Below are 13,369 nucleotides of genomic sequence, written 5' to 3' on the forward strand. Positions count from 1 at the left end.
CGGGGGCTGGGAGGCGGGTTAAGGCCCCGCCTGCTGGCGCCAGCGCTGGATATTGGTTTCCACCAGCTGCTTCATCACCTGGTCTTTGGTGAGTTTGTTGAGCGCCTTGGCAATACGCCCACGCAGCTCGCCGGTGTTGCAGGGCGACAGGTGGGACAGCGTGAGGTGCAGTCCCTCGTTGCTTACGGCCACGGCAGAGGTTTTTAGCTCGGTGTAGCCGAGCTTGGCGGCCAGAGCCCGCCCGGGGTCTTCCTCGTACACGATGTACTGGGCGCGGCCCACCCCCAACATGCGAAAGGCCTGCTCCAGCTGGGACACCTCGTCAATCTGCAGGAACTCTTTGGCGTAGCGGTCAAAGGCCTCGCCAAAGCTATTGTTGAGTACCGTCAGGCCCTTGCGGCCTTTGAGGTCGCTCCAGGCCTTGTAGGGGAAGGTGTTCTTGGCCGGCGTCCAGATCACCGTGCGGGTGCTGCGGAACGCCGGGTAGAAGTAATCCATGTAGTCCAGCCGTGGCAGCGTGAAGAAGGCACCGGCAATCAGGTCCACACGACCGCTTTTGGCCTGCTCTTGCACGCGGGCCCAGGAGCCCAGGTACTTCACCTCGATGGGCAGGCCAATCTCCTTGGAGAGCAGCTGCATCAGGTCGGCATTGGCGCCTATCAGTCGGGTGTCATCGCTCGGGTCGCGCCACAGGTAGGGGGAATATTCGGGGTTGCCCGTGGCCACCAGGGCCTTGCAGGGTACGGTTTGTGCGGTGGCCTGGCCGGTGCACAGGCATAGCCATGCAAGCGCCCAGAGGCTGCACCAGCCTCGGGCGGAAGCCTGTCCCACCGGTTGTGTCGTTTGCATGGCCTGTCACGGAAAGCGTGCCATATGGCCATTGCAGTCTAGCGGCAAGCTTTTGCCGCTGTAAACACCTAAATCGTTATGGTGTCGTTTTGTGTCTAGGCTTTCTTCAGGAAGCAGGCCTTGAGCATGAAGCTGCCGCCGTCCATCTTGCAGTCGACCTCGTGGTCACCACCGACCAGGCGGATGCTTTTAACCTTGGTACCTTGCTTGAGCACGGTGGAGCTGCCCTTGACCTTGAGGTCCTTGATCAGCACCACAGCATCGCCATCTTGCAGCGGCTGGCCATTGGAGTCTTTCACCACCGCGCTGTCATCGTCGTCGGCCTGGGCTGCGTCTTGGGGCCATTCAAAACCGCAGTCGGCGCAGACAAAGTTGCTGCCGTCAGGGTAGGTGTTTTCCAAAGTGCATTGGGGGCAGGCTGGTGCGGTTTGTGGCATGGGTAGAGATAGTATGTTTGCTATTAAATTAGGAGCTGTTTGCGCAATAGATACGGGGGTTATGGCCATATTCCACCACTGCAGCGGGCAATGCCGGCCAGATCGTGGCGGTGTTGCACCTGGGCAAAACCGGCCTGCTGCAGCAGGGCACACACCGCCGGGGCCTGGTCGTGGCCGTGCTCCAGCAGCAACCAGCCACCGCTGCGCAGCCGTTCACGGGCCTGCACAACGATGGTGCGGATGTCGTCCAACCCGTCGGCCCCGGCGGTCAGGGCTTGGCGGGGTTCGTGGCGCAGCGCGGGCAGGTGTTCGTCGTCTTCGCGGATGTACGGCGGGTTGGACACGATGGCATCCAGCGGCCCATCGATTCCCGCGAGCCAGGAGCCCTGGTGGAAGGCCACCTGCAGTTGCAGACGCTCTGCATTGCCCTGGGCCACGGCCAGCGCACCGGGGCTGTAGTCCACCGCCTGCACCTGCAGGCTGGGGCAGCTGTGTTTCAGCGCCAGGGCAATGGCACCGCTGCCGGTGCCCAGGTCCACCACGCGGGCGCCGGGCTGGGGCTGAAGCACCTCTAGCGCCCAGTCCACCAGGGTTTCGGTATCGGGGCGTGGCACCAGCACCCGGGCGTCCACCTGCAAGTCCAGGCCATAAAACTCCTTGTGGCCCGTGATGTAGGCCACCGGTTCGCCGGCCAGCCTGCGTTGCAGGGCCTGGTCCAGCCACTGCTGCGCTTGGGCAGGCACAGGCGCGTCGCTGTGCAGCAGCAGCCAGGCGCGGTCGTGCAGCGGGCGGCCCAGCGCGTGCAGCAGCAGCATCTGGGCATCCAGGCGGTCCAGGCCGTGTGTCAGAAAAGTATCAAGGGTGTGGGAGAGCATGGCAAAGAGGTGCTATCAGGTTTGTAGCGCAGGGCGCACCATTTGCGTGCGATGAGGGGAATGGGGGCACACGCAGCCGTTTTGCCCAGCACACATGGCACAGATGCGCTACGATGAACTCGCGAATAAAAGTACAAACAATCGCAGCACGTGGTGGTAGGTGAGGCGCCGGGACTGAACCTAAGGAATCAAGCATATGAGCCCCACATTGTCCTCCGAAGCCCGACCCGCCAGCCGCCTGCGCCCGGCCTTGTCGCTGAGTGCCAAGATCGGTCTGGCCGCCACGGGGCTGGTGGTGCTCAGCTTGGCCATCACGTCGATGGTGATTGGTTTCAAAAGCAGCACGGCGGCCGAAGACGCCACCATGGACCTGGCCCGTACCTCGGCGCGCGAAGCCGCTGGTGCCCTGCAAACCCGCATTCGCTCCAACCTGGCCAATGTCACGGCGCTGGCCGGTGCCATGGCCACCACCAAGGCGGCCAACCTGCCGCTGCAGCGGGAGCAGATCAACGAGATGGTCAAGTCCACGCTGGGCAGCGCCGAGGACTTCATTGGCGCTGCCGTGACCTGGGAACCCAACGCGCTGGACGGCAAGGACGCCGACTACGCTGGCAAAAAGCCGGAATACGACGACAGCGGCCGCTTCATGCCCTACTGGACCCGCAAGGCCGGGGGTGGCTTCCATGTGGACCCGATTGTGTTTGACCCCAAAACACCGGGTGCCAACGACTGGTACGACGTGCCCAAGAAGTCGGGCAAGGTCAACTTCACCGAGCCCTATCTCTACCCCATCGAGGGCAAGGACGTGCTCATGGCCACGCTGGCCGCCCCTATCCTGATCCAGGGCAAGTTCGAGGGGCTGGCCAGTGCCGACTTCACACTCACCCAGCTGGGCAAAATTTTGACCGACCTGAAGGTGATGGACGGAGGCTCCCTGGCCTTGTTGTCCAACGGCGGCTTGTACGCCTCCCACCCCGAGGCCGAGCGCATCAACAAAAAGGCCGAGGACGTGCCGACCGATGGTTTGGCCGCCATTCAGGCGGGCAAGGCCTTTGAGTACCAGGATGCACAAGGCGTGTTGCACCTGCTGCAGCCGGTGACCATCCACCCCGACACGCTGCCCTGGAGCGTGCGCCTCAGTTTCCCGCGCAGTGTGGCCACGGCCTCGTCGCGGCAACTCACCGCCTACGCGCTGGTCGTGGCGGTGGTGTGTGCGCTGGCCACGGCCCTGATTCTGGTGGCGGTGTTGTCGCGCCTCATGCGCCCCCTGCGCGCACTGAGCCAGGCCATGGTCAACCTGTCCAGCGGTGAGGCCGACCTGCGCACCAAACTGGATGTGCGTGGCAACGACGAGCTGGCCGCCATTGGTTCGGGCTTCAACCAGTTTGTGGGCAAGATCCACGGCGTGTTGACCCAGGTGCGCGGCAGTGCCGATGGCGTGGCCAATGCCAGTGCCGAAATCGCCCAGGGCAATAACGACCTGTCGGCACGCACCGAACACCAGGCCAGTGCCCTGGAAGAAACTGCGGCCAGCATGGAAGAGCTGAACTCCACCGTGCAGCAAAACGCCGAAAACGCCCGCCAGGCCAACCAACTGGCGATGAGCGCCTCTACGGTTGCCGTGCAAGGTGGTGAGGTGGTGAGCCAAGTGGTGGAAACCATGAAAGGCATCAACGAAGCTTCCCGCAAGATCAGCGACATCATCAGCGTGATTGATGGCATCGCCTTCCAGACCAACATCCTGGCGCTGAATGCGGCGGTGGAGGCCGCGCGGGCTGGGGAGCAGGGCCGTGGTTTTGCGGTGGTGGCGTCCGAAGTGCGCAGCCTGGCCGGTCGCAGTGCCGAAGCGGCCAAGGAAATCAAGTCTCTTATCAGCACCAGTGTGGAGCGGGTAGAGCAGGGCACTGCGCTGGTCGACAAGGCCGGCGAAACCATGACCCAGGTGGTCAGCAGCATCCGCCGGGTGACGGACATCATGGGCGAGATCAGCGCGGCCAGCAACGAACAAAGCGCGGGCGTAGCCCAAGTGGGCGAGGCGGTCACGCAGATGGACCAGGCCACGCAGCAAAACGCGGCGCTGGTGGAAGAGATGGCGGCCGCAGCCAGCAGCCTCAAGAGCCAGGCCAACGAGTTGGTGCAGGTGGTGGGCGTCTTCAAGCTCTGATGAGCAGTGCACGTCCCGCACACCCTTGCGGGACGTTTCGTTGGAGCGCCAGAGAGGCTGCCGCCCAGACTCCACCACCCAAGAAGCTGCGCTGTCCGAACGTCTAGTTCAGGTTGTTTTCCAGCGCGGCGAGTTGTTGCGCGGCCTCATAGGCCTGTAGTGCTTCCACCACGTCGTCCATGTCACCTTCCATGATGTTGAGCAACTTGTACAGCGTCAGGTTGATGCGGTGGTCAGTCAGTCGGCCCTGCGGAAAGTTGTAGGTGCGAATGCGGTCGCTGCGGTCCCCGCTGCCCACCAGGCTTTTGCGCTCAGCGGCATCTTTGGCGGCGCGCTCAGAGCGGTCTTTTTCATGGATGCGGGCGGTCAGCACTTTGAGCGCTTGCGCCTTGTTGCTGTGCTGGCTGCGTCCGTCCTGGCATTCGGCCACGATGCCGGTGGGCAGGTGCGTGATGCGCACCGCGGAGTCGGTCTTGTTGATGTGCTGGCCACCGGCGCCGCTGGCGCGGTAGGTGTCAATGCGCAGGTCCGACGGGTTGATCTTGATGGCCTCGGCCTCGTCCTGCTCGGCCAACACGGCAATGGTGCAGGCGCTGGTGTGGATGCGGCCTTGTGTCTCCGTGGCGGGCACGCGCTGCACACGGTGGCCGCCCGATTCAAACTTCAGCATGCCGTAGGCGCCGCAGGATCCGGCGCTGGTGGTCGTGCTGCCCTCGATGCGCAACACCACTTCTTTGTAGCCACCCAGCTCGCTTTCCGACGCGCTCATGATCTCGGTGCGCAGGCCCTTGGCATCGCAGTAGCGGGTGTACATGCGGGCCAGGTCGGCCGCAAACAGGGCGGACTCGTCACCCCCGGTGCCGGCGCGGATTTCCACAAACGCTGGGCGCGCATCGTCCGGGTCCTTGGGCAGCAACATGCGCTGCAGCTCGGTTTCCAGTTGCGCCAGTTCGGCCGTGGCACTGGTGATCTCTTCCTCGGCCATTTCCGCCATGTCGGGGTCGGCGCGCATCTCCTGTGCACTCACCAAGTCGCTTTCACGCTGCTGGTAGCGGCTCCAGCGGCCGGCCACGGCGGCCACATCGGTGTGCTCGCGTGACAGCTTGAGGAACTGCTCCATGTCTTTCATGATGTCCTCGCGGGACAGCAGAAATTCCAGCTCCCCCTGGCGGTCGGCGTAGCGGGCAAGTTGTTGGCGGAGAAAGGGTTTCATACAGAGAGGGGGCAATGGACTTCGACAGGCTCAGCCCGAACGGGGAGGCGGTCGGGGCTTTGAATCACACACCGGTCACCCTGAGCTTGTCGAAGGGGCAGTGCTGCGCAGGGCAGCGTCGCTAACGGCTGTTGCGCAGGAAAAAGTGCTGGATGGCGCTGCTGGCGCGTTCGCGCGCAGTGGCATCACCGGCATGCAGTTCGGCCATGGCGCCGTGCAGCATTTTTTGGGTGAGGCCTTTGGACAGGGCTTCGAGCACCGTGTCCATGTCTTCCCCCTTGGCCAGCAGCTTGCGGGCACGGGCCAACTCGGCCAGGCGCCACTCGTCGGCCTGGGCGTTGAGCTGTTGGATCAGGGGCACCGCGCTGCGTTGGTCCACCCAGTGCATAAAACTCTGCACGCCGGCGTCCACAATCGCTTCGGCCTGGGCCACGGCGGCCTGGCGGCTGGCCTGGGCGGTTTGCACCACGCTGGCCAGGTCGTCCACGGTGTACAGGTACACATCGCCCAGGGCTTTGACTTCTTGTTCGATATCGCGCGGCACGGCCAGGTCCACCATGAACATGGGGCGGTGTTTGCGTTTCTTGAGCGCACGCTCCACTGCACCCAAGCCAATGATGGGCAGCGTGCTGGCGGTGCAGCTCACCACCGCGTCAAACTCGTGCAGGCGATCCGGTAGGTCGGCCAGGCGCATCACCTCGCCACCAAAGCGGCTGGCCAGTTTCTCGCCGCGCTCCAGCGTGCGGTTGGCAATAGCGATGGTTTTCGGGTTCTTGGCGGCAAAGTGGGTGGCGCACAGCTCGATCATTTCGCCGGCCCCCACAAACAGCACCTTCACCTGGGCCAGGTCCTCAAACAGGTTGCCCGCCAGGCGCACCGCGGCGGCGGCCATGCTGATGCTGTGGGCGCCAATCTCGGTGGACGTGCGCACTTCTTTGGCCACGGCAAACGAGCGCTGGAACATTTGCGAAAGTGTGGTGCCCAGAGCGCCGGCTTCGTCGGCGGCGCGCACGGCGTCTTTGAGCTGACCGAGGATTTGCGGCTCGCCCAGCACCATGCTGTCCAGCCCGCTGGCCACACGGAAGGCGTGGCGCGCGGCATGGCCGTCTTGCAAGCGATAGGTGTGGGCGCGCAGTTCGTTGGGCGTCACACCGCCGCTTTGCGCCAGCCAGGCCAGCGTGTGGTCCAGCGCGGCCTCGTCGCCCGCGCAGTAGATTTCGGTGCGGTTGCAGGTGGAGACGATGGCTGCTTCGGGTGGGTGCGCCATGCTCTGGCGCAGGCCGTGGAGCTGCGGTGCAATCTGGTCGGTGGCGAACGCAAACCGGCCCCGCATGTCCAGCGGAGCGGTGGTGTGGTTGATGCCTAATGCCCAGACTGCCATATGTTTAGACCCCGATTATAAAATCGAGACCCTACTGACCACCTGACGGGCCTGCTTTGGCCTTGCGCCACACCTTATGGGCCCCTTGGACCTGCTGAATCACCTGCTGAACTTTGTGGCTCCTGCCCTGGCGCTGGGGACTGCATTGGCCTATCTGGCGCCTGTTTTTATAAAGAATAAGGCTCTAGCCCGCACCCGTACTGCGCAAGCAGCTATCAATTGTGTAGTGGGTGCGCTGGCCCTGCTGGCCGGGCTGGTGTTCTTTGGCCGTGACGGCAAGATGCTCAGCTACGCCGCACTGGTGCTGGCCACGGCCAGCAGCCAGTGGTGGGCCATGCGCCGCTAAACCCCGATTCACCAAAGTTTGACCTATGTCAATCCGTTTTCACGCTGTTCTTTTTGACCACGATGGCACCCTGGTGGATTCCGAGGGCCAGCACCTGGCCCTGTGGAACCAGGTGCTGGCACCCTACGACTTGGCGCTGACGCAGGCCCAATACAAAGATTTTTATGCCGGTGTGCCCACCGACGCCAATGCACGTGACCTGGTGGAGCGTTTTGGCGTGAAAGAGGCCCCTGCGGTGCTGGCCCGCCTGAAAAACGAAAGTGCCCAAGCCTATTTGCAGGCCAACGCCTTTCCGCTCATGCCTGGTGTGCGCGAATCCATGGCCCAACTGCAAGCCGCGCATCTGCGCATGGGTGTGGTGACCGGTGCGCGTGCCTACGCCATCCACGCCACACTGCGCTCGCATAACCTGGCTGCCGCGTTCGAGACGGTGGTGTCGGCCGACGATGTGGTGCACAGCAAACCCGCGCCCGATTGCTACCTGCTGGCGCTGCAGCGCATGGGCCTGCAAGCGCAGAACGTGGTGGCGTTCGAGGACACCGAACACGGTGTGGCCGCTGCCGTCGCTGCAGGTTTGGCCTGTGTGGCCATTCCGACCGAGATGTCGGCCAGCCACGACTTCAGCGCCGCCACGGTGACCCTGCCCAGCATGTTGGATGCGGTGCGCTGGGTGTTGGCCCAAAAATAGTATTAAATCGGGCTCTAGCCCGCGTAGAGTATGCGCGAGCAGCTATTGTTTATATAGCACTTAAACCGGGCTGAACAAGTCCACACGGTCGGTGATGATGCCGTCGGTGCCCAGATCGATGAGGCGCTGCGCGGCCCAGTCGTCGTTCACTGTGTAGCTCAGCGTGCGAAAGCCCGCACTTTGGGCCTGGGTCACGGTGCTGCGGTCCCACAGTGCGTGGTTGCACACAATGGCCTGGCAGCCCAAGCCCAGCGCGGTTTCCAGCCAGCCCTTCCACAGTGTGTCCAGCAGCAGGCCGCGCGGCAGCTCGGGCTGTGTGGCCTGTGCGCCTTCCAGTGCCTCGGGGTCAAAGGACGTGAGCAGCGGTGGTACGGCCTGGCCTTGCCACAGGCGTGCCGCGTGCTGGGCTACCACCTCGCCCGTGTGGCGTTCGGTGCCGGGCGTGGGTTTGATCTCAATATTTAAAAAGTAGCCATTGCGGATGCAGTAGGCGGCCACCGCGTCCAGCGTGGGCAGGGGTTCGCCCGCATAGGCACGGCTGTGCCAGCTGCCGGCGTCCAGTTGCGAGAGTGCGCCCCAGGTATGGTCACCACCCACAGCGCTCTGGCCTTGGCCCAGCTTCGCACGCGCATTGGTGGTGCGCTGCAAGGTGGCGTCGTGCATCAAAAACGGCACGCCGTCGCTGCTCAGCTTTACATCACATTCGAACATGCGGTAGCCGTGGCTGGCACCCAGACGGAAGGCGGCCAACGTGTTCTCGGGCGCCAGTTTTCCGGCACCGCGGTGGGCCACCCAGCGCGGGTAGGGCCAGTGAGGAAGGTCAGCGGGAGTGGGGGCCATTTTTTAGATACGTTTGCCAGTGTTGGCGTCAAAGTGGTGAATGCGGTCTGGGCGCGGTGTCACATGCAGGGTGGCGCCCAACGCGGGCACGGCGGCAGATTCTTCGGTGCGGATGATCAGCAGCTCGTCGGCATCTGCCGCATGCAATTTGTGCGCCCATTTGCCGTAGATCAGTCGCTCGGCGCCCAGCATTTCCACGGCTTCGACCTGCAGCGCCCAACCCGTGGGCGTGATGTCCAGATGTTCGGGGCGGATGCCGGTGATGAGACCGGGTTTGGCGTCAGGCGCATTTTTGAGCAAGTTCATGGGCGGCGAGCCGATGAAGCTGGCCACAAAGGTGCTGGCCGGGCGGGTGTAGACCTCTTCGGGGGTGCCGAACTGCTCCATCACGCCACCGTTCATCACGATCATGCGTTGGGCCAGCGTCATGGCTTCCACTTGGTCGTGCGTGACAAACAGGCTGGTGATGCCCAGTTCGCGGTGCAGCTTCTGGATCTCCAGTCGGGTCTGGGCGCGCAGCTTGGCATCCAGGTTGGAGAGCGGTTCGTCAAACAAGAACACCTGCGGCTGGCGCACGATGGCACGGCCCATGGCCACACGCTGACGCTGGCCGCCCGACAGGGCTTTGGGTTTGCGGTCCAGGTAGGGCGCGAGTTCCAGAATCTTGGCGGCCTTGTCCACGCGCGCCTTGATTTCGTCCATGGGCACGTTGGCAATCTTGAGGCCATACGCCATGTTCTCGAACACGCTCATGTGGGGGTAAAGCGCGTAGTTCTGGAACACCATGGCGATGTCGCGGTCCGACGGCTCCAAGTCGTTGACAACTTTACCGCCAATGCAAACCTGGCCATCGCTGACTTCTTCGAGCCCGGCCACCATGCGCAAGAGCGTGGACTTGCCACAACCACTGGGCCCCACGATGACGATGAATTCGCCATCGGCAATTTGGGCGTTCACACCGTGGATGACCTGGTTGGCCGTTTTGCCACTGCCGTAGCGTTTGATGACGTTTTTGAGTTCGATGGAGGCCATAGAGCAGAAAGGAAGTAAGGGACGATCGTGAACCAGGGAGCGATGAGTGGCCTTAGCCCGCGCGCCGATTTCTGCGCGTTTGGCAGTATGAGGCGCGGGGGCTAAGGCCACTCAGCGCGGAGCAGCTGGGCGGAGCTAATGTGGGTGTGTGGTGTGCGCGGCATGGTGGTGGCAGCGTCTGGCGTGAAGCCGGGGGCCTCATACTGCCAAACGCGCAGAAATCGGCCCCCGGCCTCACGCCAGACGCTGCTGTGTTGCGGGCTGGTATTCCAGCAGAAACCGTGGTCATTTTTCGGTATCCACCAGGCCTTTAACAAACCACTTTTGCATCAGCATGACCACCAGCGCGGGTGGCAGCATGGCCAGCATGGCGGTGGCCATCACGATGTTCCATTCGGTTTGGGCATCACCGCCCGAAATCATCTGTTTGATCCCGACCACCACGGGGTACATGCTCTCCTCGGTCGTCACCAACAGGGGCCACAGGTACTGGTTCCAGCCATAGATGAACTGGATCACAAACAGCGCCGCAATGCTGGTGCGCGACAGGGGCACCAGAATGTCTTTGAAGAAACGCAGCGGCCCGGCGCCATCCACGCGTGCAGCCTCCACCAGCTCATCGGGCACAGTCAGGAAAAACTGGCGAAACAGAAAGGTGGCCGTGGCCGAGGCGATCAGCGGTATGGTCAGGCCTGCGTAGCTGTTGAGCATGCCCAGATCTGCCACCACCTGGTAGGTGGGGCCGATACGCACTTCCACGGGCAGCATCAGTGTGACGAAGATGGCCCAGAAGAAGAACATGCGTGCCGGAAAGCGGAAGTAGACGATGGCAAAGGCCGACAGCAGCGAGATTGCGATCTTGCCCAACGAGATGACCAGGGCGGTGACCAGACTCACCATCATCATGCCGCCCACGGCAGCCTTGGAGCCTGTGCCCTCGCGGCCACCCAGCAGGGCGGTGCGGTAGTTGTCCCACAGGTGGGCGCCGGGCAGCAGCGGCATGGGCGACTGCACGACCTCTTGCGTGGTGTGGGTGGAGGCGACGAAGGTGATGTAGACCGGGAAGGCAATCACCAGCACACCAATGATCAGGATGGCATGCGACACAAAGTCCAGCCAGGGGCGACGTTCGACCATCAGTAGTTCACTTTCTTTTCAACAAACCGGAACTGCACGACGGTCAGTGCCACGACGATGAACATAAGCACCACACTCTGCGCGGCCGAGCCACCCAGGTCCATGGCCTTGAAACCGTCAAAGTACACCTTGTAGACCAGAATGGCCGTGTCTTTGCCGGGTCCGCCTTTGGTGGCTGCGTCCACTATGGCGAAGGTGTCGAAGAAGGCGTACACGATGTTGATCACCAGCAGGAAAAAGGTGGTGGGCGAGAGCAGCGGGAACTGGATGGTCCAGAAGCGCTTCCAGGGCTTGGCGCCATCCATGGCAGCCGCTTCAATCAGCGACTTGGGGATGCTTTGCAGGCCCGCTAGGAAGAACAGGAAGTTGTACGAAATCTGCTTCCACACCGCGGCCATAACGATCAGCGCCATGGCGTGGTTGCTGTTGAGCAGCGGGTCCCAACCCATGCCAAGCTGGCGAATGCCATACGACACGATGCCAATGCTGGGCGCAAACATGAACAGCCACAACACCCCGGCCACCGCAGGCGCCACCGCGTAGGGCCAGATCAGGAAGGTGCGGTAAATACCAGAGCCGCGTACCACACGGTCGGCAAAAATGGCCAGCGTGAGCGAGAGGGACAGGCCCAGCACCGCCACCAGCGCAGAGAACACGGCGGTGGTTTTGAAGGACTCCAGGTAAGAGGCGTCGTTCCACAGGTTGCGGAAGTTCTCCAGGCCCACAAACTCGACCGAGGTGCCAAACGCATCGCTTTGCTGCACCGACTGCAGCAAAGCCTGCGCGGCCGGCCAGAAAAAGAAAATGGCGATGACCGCCACCTGCGGTGCAATGAGCACCCAGGGCAGCCACGCCGACTTGAAAACGACTCTTTTTTCAACCGCCATATCAACCGATCAGAAATGCAAAGTGGCGGCACAAGCCGCCACTTCTTGGAAGGAGCCGAAGTTTACTTGTTGGCCTTTTCGAAACGCGCCAACAGTTCATCACCCCGTGTCACGACGGAGTCAAGCGCTTCCTTGGCCGATTTTTTGCCAGCCCACACCTGTTCGAGTTCTTCGTCCTCGATGGCACGGATCTGCACATAGTTGCCCAAGCGGATGCCGCGGGACTTGTCGGTCACCTTGCGCACCATCTGGGTCACAGCCACATCGGTGCCTGGGTTTTCCTTGTAGAAGCCAGACTTCTCAGTCAGCTGGAACGCTGCCGTGGTGATGGGCAGGTAACCGGTGCGCTTGTGGCTGGCAGATTGCACTTCGGGCTTGGACAGGAAGTCAAAAAACTTGGCGATGCCCTTGTACTCTTCGGCCTTTTTGCCAGACATGACCCACAGGCTGGCACCGCCAATGACGGTGTTTTGTGGCGCGCCGGGCACGTCCTGGTAATGGGGCAGGGGGGCCAGGCCAAAGGCGAACTTGGCGTTTTTCTTCACGTTGCCGTAGAAGCCGCTTGAGGTGGTCATCATGGCGCACTCGCCCGACACAAAGCTGGCTTCCGGCACGTTGCCGCGGCCCTTGTACACAAACAGACCCTGCTTGGCCATGTTGGCCAGGTTCTCGATGTGGCGCACATGCAGGGGTGAGTTGATCTTCAGGCGGGCATCCATGCCGGCCAGGCCGTTTTGTTTGGTGGCAAATTCCACGTTGTGCCAGGCGGAGAAGCTCTCCAACTGGGTCCAGCCTTGCCAGGCAATAGAGATGGGGCACTTATGGCCGCTGGCCTTGAGCTTGGCGGCAGCCAGGGCGACTTCGGCCCAGGTGGCGGGGGCTTTTTCAGCGTCCAACCCGGCGGCCTTGAAGGCGTCCTTGTTGTAATAGAACACCGTGGTGGAGCTGTTGAACGGGAAGCTCAACATCTGGCCGTTGGGTGCGGTGTAGTAACCGGCCACGGCAGGAATGTAGACCTTGGGGTCGAACTTGTAACCCGCGTCCGTCATGACCTTGCCGACGGGCACTACGGCGCCCTTGCTGGCCATCATGGTGGCGGTGCCTACTTCAAACACCTGCAGGATGTGGGGCGCATTGCCGGCACGGAACGCGGCCACGGCGGCCGTCATGGACTCGTCGTAGGTGCCCTTGAAGGTGGGCAGGATGCGGTATTCCTTCTGGCTGGCGTTGAATTCCTTGGCCAGGTCGTTCACCCATTCGCCGTTCACGGCGGTCATGGAGTGCCACCACTGGATGTCGGTTTGCGCCTGGGCCGGGGCTGCAATGGAGAAGGCAGCGGCGGTGACGGCGGCAATCGCCAGTGCGCGGCGGGTGAGGGTGCTGTGGGTCATGGTCGAGGTTCCTGAAAAAGAATGGCGCGATGCTAGGGCGGCAGCGTGTCAAATTTGTGTCAATTCGATTAAACGCCAGCTCTTCTGACCATTTGGTCAGGGGTTTCCACTAGAAAAGCCCGTGAATAG

13 protein-coding genes are annotated in these 13,369 nt (G+C 62.5%); 3 read left to right on the forward strand and 10 right to left on the reverse strand.

The window, feature by feature from the left end:
* Nucleotides 1-18 precede the first annotated feature (18 nt).
* The 3 genes from AC097A_RS15520 to prmC all read right to left on the reverse strand — a co-directional run bounded on the left by AC097A_RS15520 (nucleotide 19) and on the right by prmC (nucleotide 2,161).
* Nucleotides 19-849: a substrate-binding periplasmic protein gene (locus tag AC097A_RS15520; RefSeq protein WP_479621530.1), complete on the reverse strand. Its 831-nt coding sequence runs from the start codon at nucleotides 847-849 to the stop codon at nucleotides 19-21.
* A gap of 95 nt (nucleotides 850-944) precedes the next feature.
* A complete protein-coding gene (locus AC097A_RS15525) occupies nucleotides 945-1,286 on the reverse strand; it encodes a zinc ribbon domain-containing protein YjdM (protein ID WP_479621531.1) in 342 nt (113 codons plus the stop codon).
* A gap of 59 nt (nucleotides 1,287-1,345) precedes the next feature.
* Nucleotides 1,346-2,161 carry a peptide chain release factor N(5)-glutamine methyltransferase gene (gene prmC, locus AC097A_RS15530; protein WP_315478703.1) on the reverse strand — a complete coding sequence of 272 codons (816 nt, stop codon included), beginning with the start codon at nucleotides 2,159-2,161 and terminating at the stop codon, nucleotides 1,346-1,348.
* 196 nt (nucleotides 2,162-2,357) lie between these two features.
* Between prmC and AC097A_RS15535 the strand changes: the two genes are divergently transcribed.
* Nucleotides 2,358-4,325 carry a methyl-accepting chemotaxis protein gene (locus tag AC097A_RS15535; protein ID WP_479621532.1) on the forward strand — a complete coding sequence of 656 codons (1,968 nt, stop codon included), beginning with the start codon at nucleotides 2,358-2,360 and terminating at the stop codon, nucleotides 4,323-4,325.
* Nucleotides 4,326-4,428: 103 nt separating this feature from the next.
* Here the strand turns inward: AC097A_RS15535 and prfA are convergent, their stop codons facing one another.
* Nucleotides 4,429-5,538: a peptide chain release factor 1 gene (prfA, locus tag AC097A_RS15540; protein ID WP_479621533.1), complete on the reverse strand. Its 1,110-nt coding sequence runs from the start codon at nucleotides 5,536-5,538 to the stop codon at nucleotides 4,429-4,431.
* Between the two features lie 121 nt (nucleotides 5,539-5,659).
* A complete protein-coding gene (gene hemA, locus AC097A_RS15545) occupies nucleotides 5,660-6,919 on the reverse strand; it encodes a glutamyl-tRNA reductase (protein WP_479621534.1) in 1,260 nt (419 codons plus the stop codon).
* 76 nt (nucleotides 6,920-6,995) lie between these two features.
* Here hemA and AC097A_RS15550 point away from each other — a divergent pair, with 76 nt between their 5' ends.
* Together AC097A_RS15550 and AC097A_RS15555 are read left to right on the forward strand one after the other, a co-directional pair.
* The gene (locus AC097A_RS15550) at nucleotides 6,996-7,265 is read left to right on the forward strand and encodes a hypothetical protein (protein WP_479621535.1); all 270 of its coding nucleotides are present in this window, start codon (nucleotides 6,996-6,998) and stop codon (nucleotides 7,263-7,265) included.
* A gap of 25 nt (nucleotides 7,266-7,290) precedes the next feature.
* On the forward strand, nucleotides 7,291-7,953 hold the full coding sequence (locus tag AC097A_RS15555; RefSeq protein WP_479621536.1) for an HAD family hydrolase: 663 nt from the start codon (nucleotides 7,291-7,293) through the stop codon (nucleotides 7,951-7,953).
* A gap of 60 nt (nucleotides 7,954-8,013) precedes the next feature.
* Here the strand turns inward: AC097A_RS15555 and ugpQ are convergent, their stop codons facing one another.
* The 5 genes from ugpQ to ugpB form a co-directional block, all read right to left on the reverse strand.
* The gene (ugpQ, locus tag AC097A_RS15560; protein WP_479621537.1) at nucleotides 8,014-8,793 is read right to left on the reverse strand and encodes a glycerophosphodiester phosphodiesterase; all 780 of its coding nucleotides are present in this window, start codon (nucleotides 8,791-8,793) and stop codon (nucleotides 8,014-8,016) included.
* A gap of 3 nt (nucleotides 8,794-8,796) precedes the next feature.
* Nucleotides 8,797-9,825: a sn-glycerol-3-phosphate ABC transporter ATP-binding protein UgpC gene (gene ugpC / locus AC097A_RS15565; RefSeq protein WP_315493601.1), complete on the reverse strand. Its 1,029-nt coding sequence runs from the start codon at nucleotides 9,823-9,825 to the stop codon at nucleotides 8,797-8,799.
* Between the two features lie 285 nt (nucleotides 9,826-10,110).
* On the reverse strand, nucleotides 10,111-10,962 hold the full coding sequence (ugpE, locus tag AC097A_RS15570; RefSeq protein WP_315478693.1) for a sn-glycerol-3-phosphate ABC transporter permease UgpE: 852 nt from the start codon (nucleotides 10,960-10,962) through the stop codon (nucleotides 10,111-10,113).
* Nucleotides 10,962-11,849 (reverse strand): sn-glycerol-3-phosphate ABC transporter permease UgpA, encoded by an 888-nt coding sequence (ugpA, locus tag AC097A_RS15575; protein WP_315478692.1) that lies wholly within the window; start codon nucleotides 11,847-11,849, stop codon nucleotides 10,962-10,964. The genes ugpE and ugpA overlap by 1 nt, the downstream gene beginning before the upstream one ends.
* A 62-nt stretch (nucleotides 11,850-11,911) precedes the next feature.
* Nucleotides 11,912-13,240 carry a sn-glycerol-3-phosphate ABC transporter substrate-binding protein UgpB gene (gene ugpB, locus AC097A_RS15580; RefSeq protein WP_105261085.1) on the reverse strand — a complete coding sequence of 443 codons (1,329 nt, stop codon included), beginning with the start codon at nucleotides 13,238-13,240 and terminating at the stop codon, nucleotides 11,912-11,914.
* Between the last annotated feature and the right edge of the window lie 129 nt (nucleotides 13,241-13,369).

The sequence above is a fragment of the Rhodoferax sp. XS2R6 genome, assembly GCF_056521365.1.

Coding starts and splice junctions, on each gene's coding strand:
- AC097A_RS15520 (WP_479621530.1), bottom strand. CDS start 849: ATGCAAACGACACAACCGGTGGGACAGGCTTCCGCCCGAGGCTGGTGC.
- AC097A_RS15525 (WP_479621531.1), bottom strand. CDS start 1,286: ATGCCACAAACCGCACCAGCCTGCCCCCAATGCACTTTGGAAAACACC.
- prmC (WP_315478703.1), bottom strand. CDS start 2,161: ATGCTCTCCCACACCCTTGATACTTTTCTGACACACGGCCTGGACCGC.
- AC097A_RS15535 (WP_479621532.1), top strand. CDS start 2,358: ATGAGCCCCACATTGTCCTCCGAAGCCCGACCCGCCAGCCGCCTGCGC.
- prfA (WP_479621533.1), bottom strand. CDS start 5,538: ATGAAACCCTTTCTCCGCCAACAACTTGCCCGCTACGCCGACCGCCAG.
- hemA (WP_479621534.1), bottom strand. CDS start 6,919: ATGGCAGTCTGGGCATTAGGCATCAACCACACCACCGCTCCGCTGGAC.
- AC097A_RS15550 (WP_479621535.1), top strand. CDS start 6,996: ATGGGCCCCTTGGACCTGCTGAATCACCTGCTGAACTTTGTGGCTCCT.
- AC097A_RS15555 (WP_479621536.1), top strand. CDS start 7,291: ATGTCAATCCGTTTTCACGCTGTTCTTTTTGACCACGATGGCACCCTG.
- ugpQ (WP_479621537.1), bottom strand. CDS start 8,793: ATGGCCCCCACTCCCGCTGACCTTCCTCACTGGCCCTACCCGCGCTGG.
- ugpC (WP_315493601.1), bottom strand. CDS start 9,825: ATGGCCTCCATCGAACTCAAAAACGTCATCAAACGCTACGGCAGTGGC.
- ugpE (WP_315478693.1), bottom strand. CDS start 10,962: ATGGTCGAACGTCGCCCCTGGCTGGACTTTGTGTCGCATGCCATCCTG.
- ugpA (WP_315478692.1), bottom strand. CDS start 11,849: ATGGCGGTTGAAAAAAGAGTCGTTTTCAAGTCGGCGTGGCTGCCCTGG.
- ugpB (WP_105261085.1), bottom strand. CDS start 13,240: ATGACCCACAGCACCCTCACCCGCCGCGCACTGGCGATTGCCGCCGTC.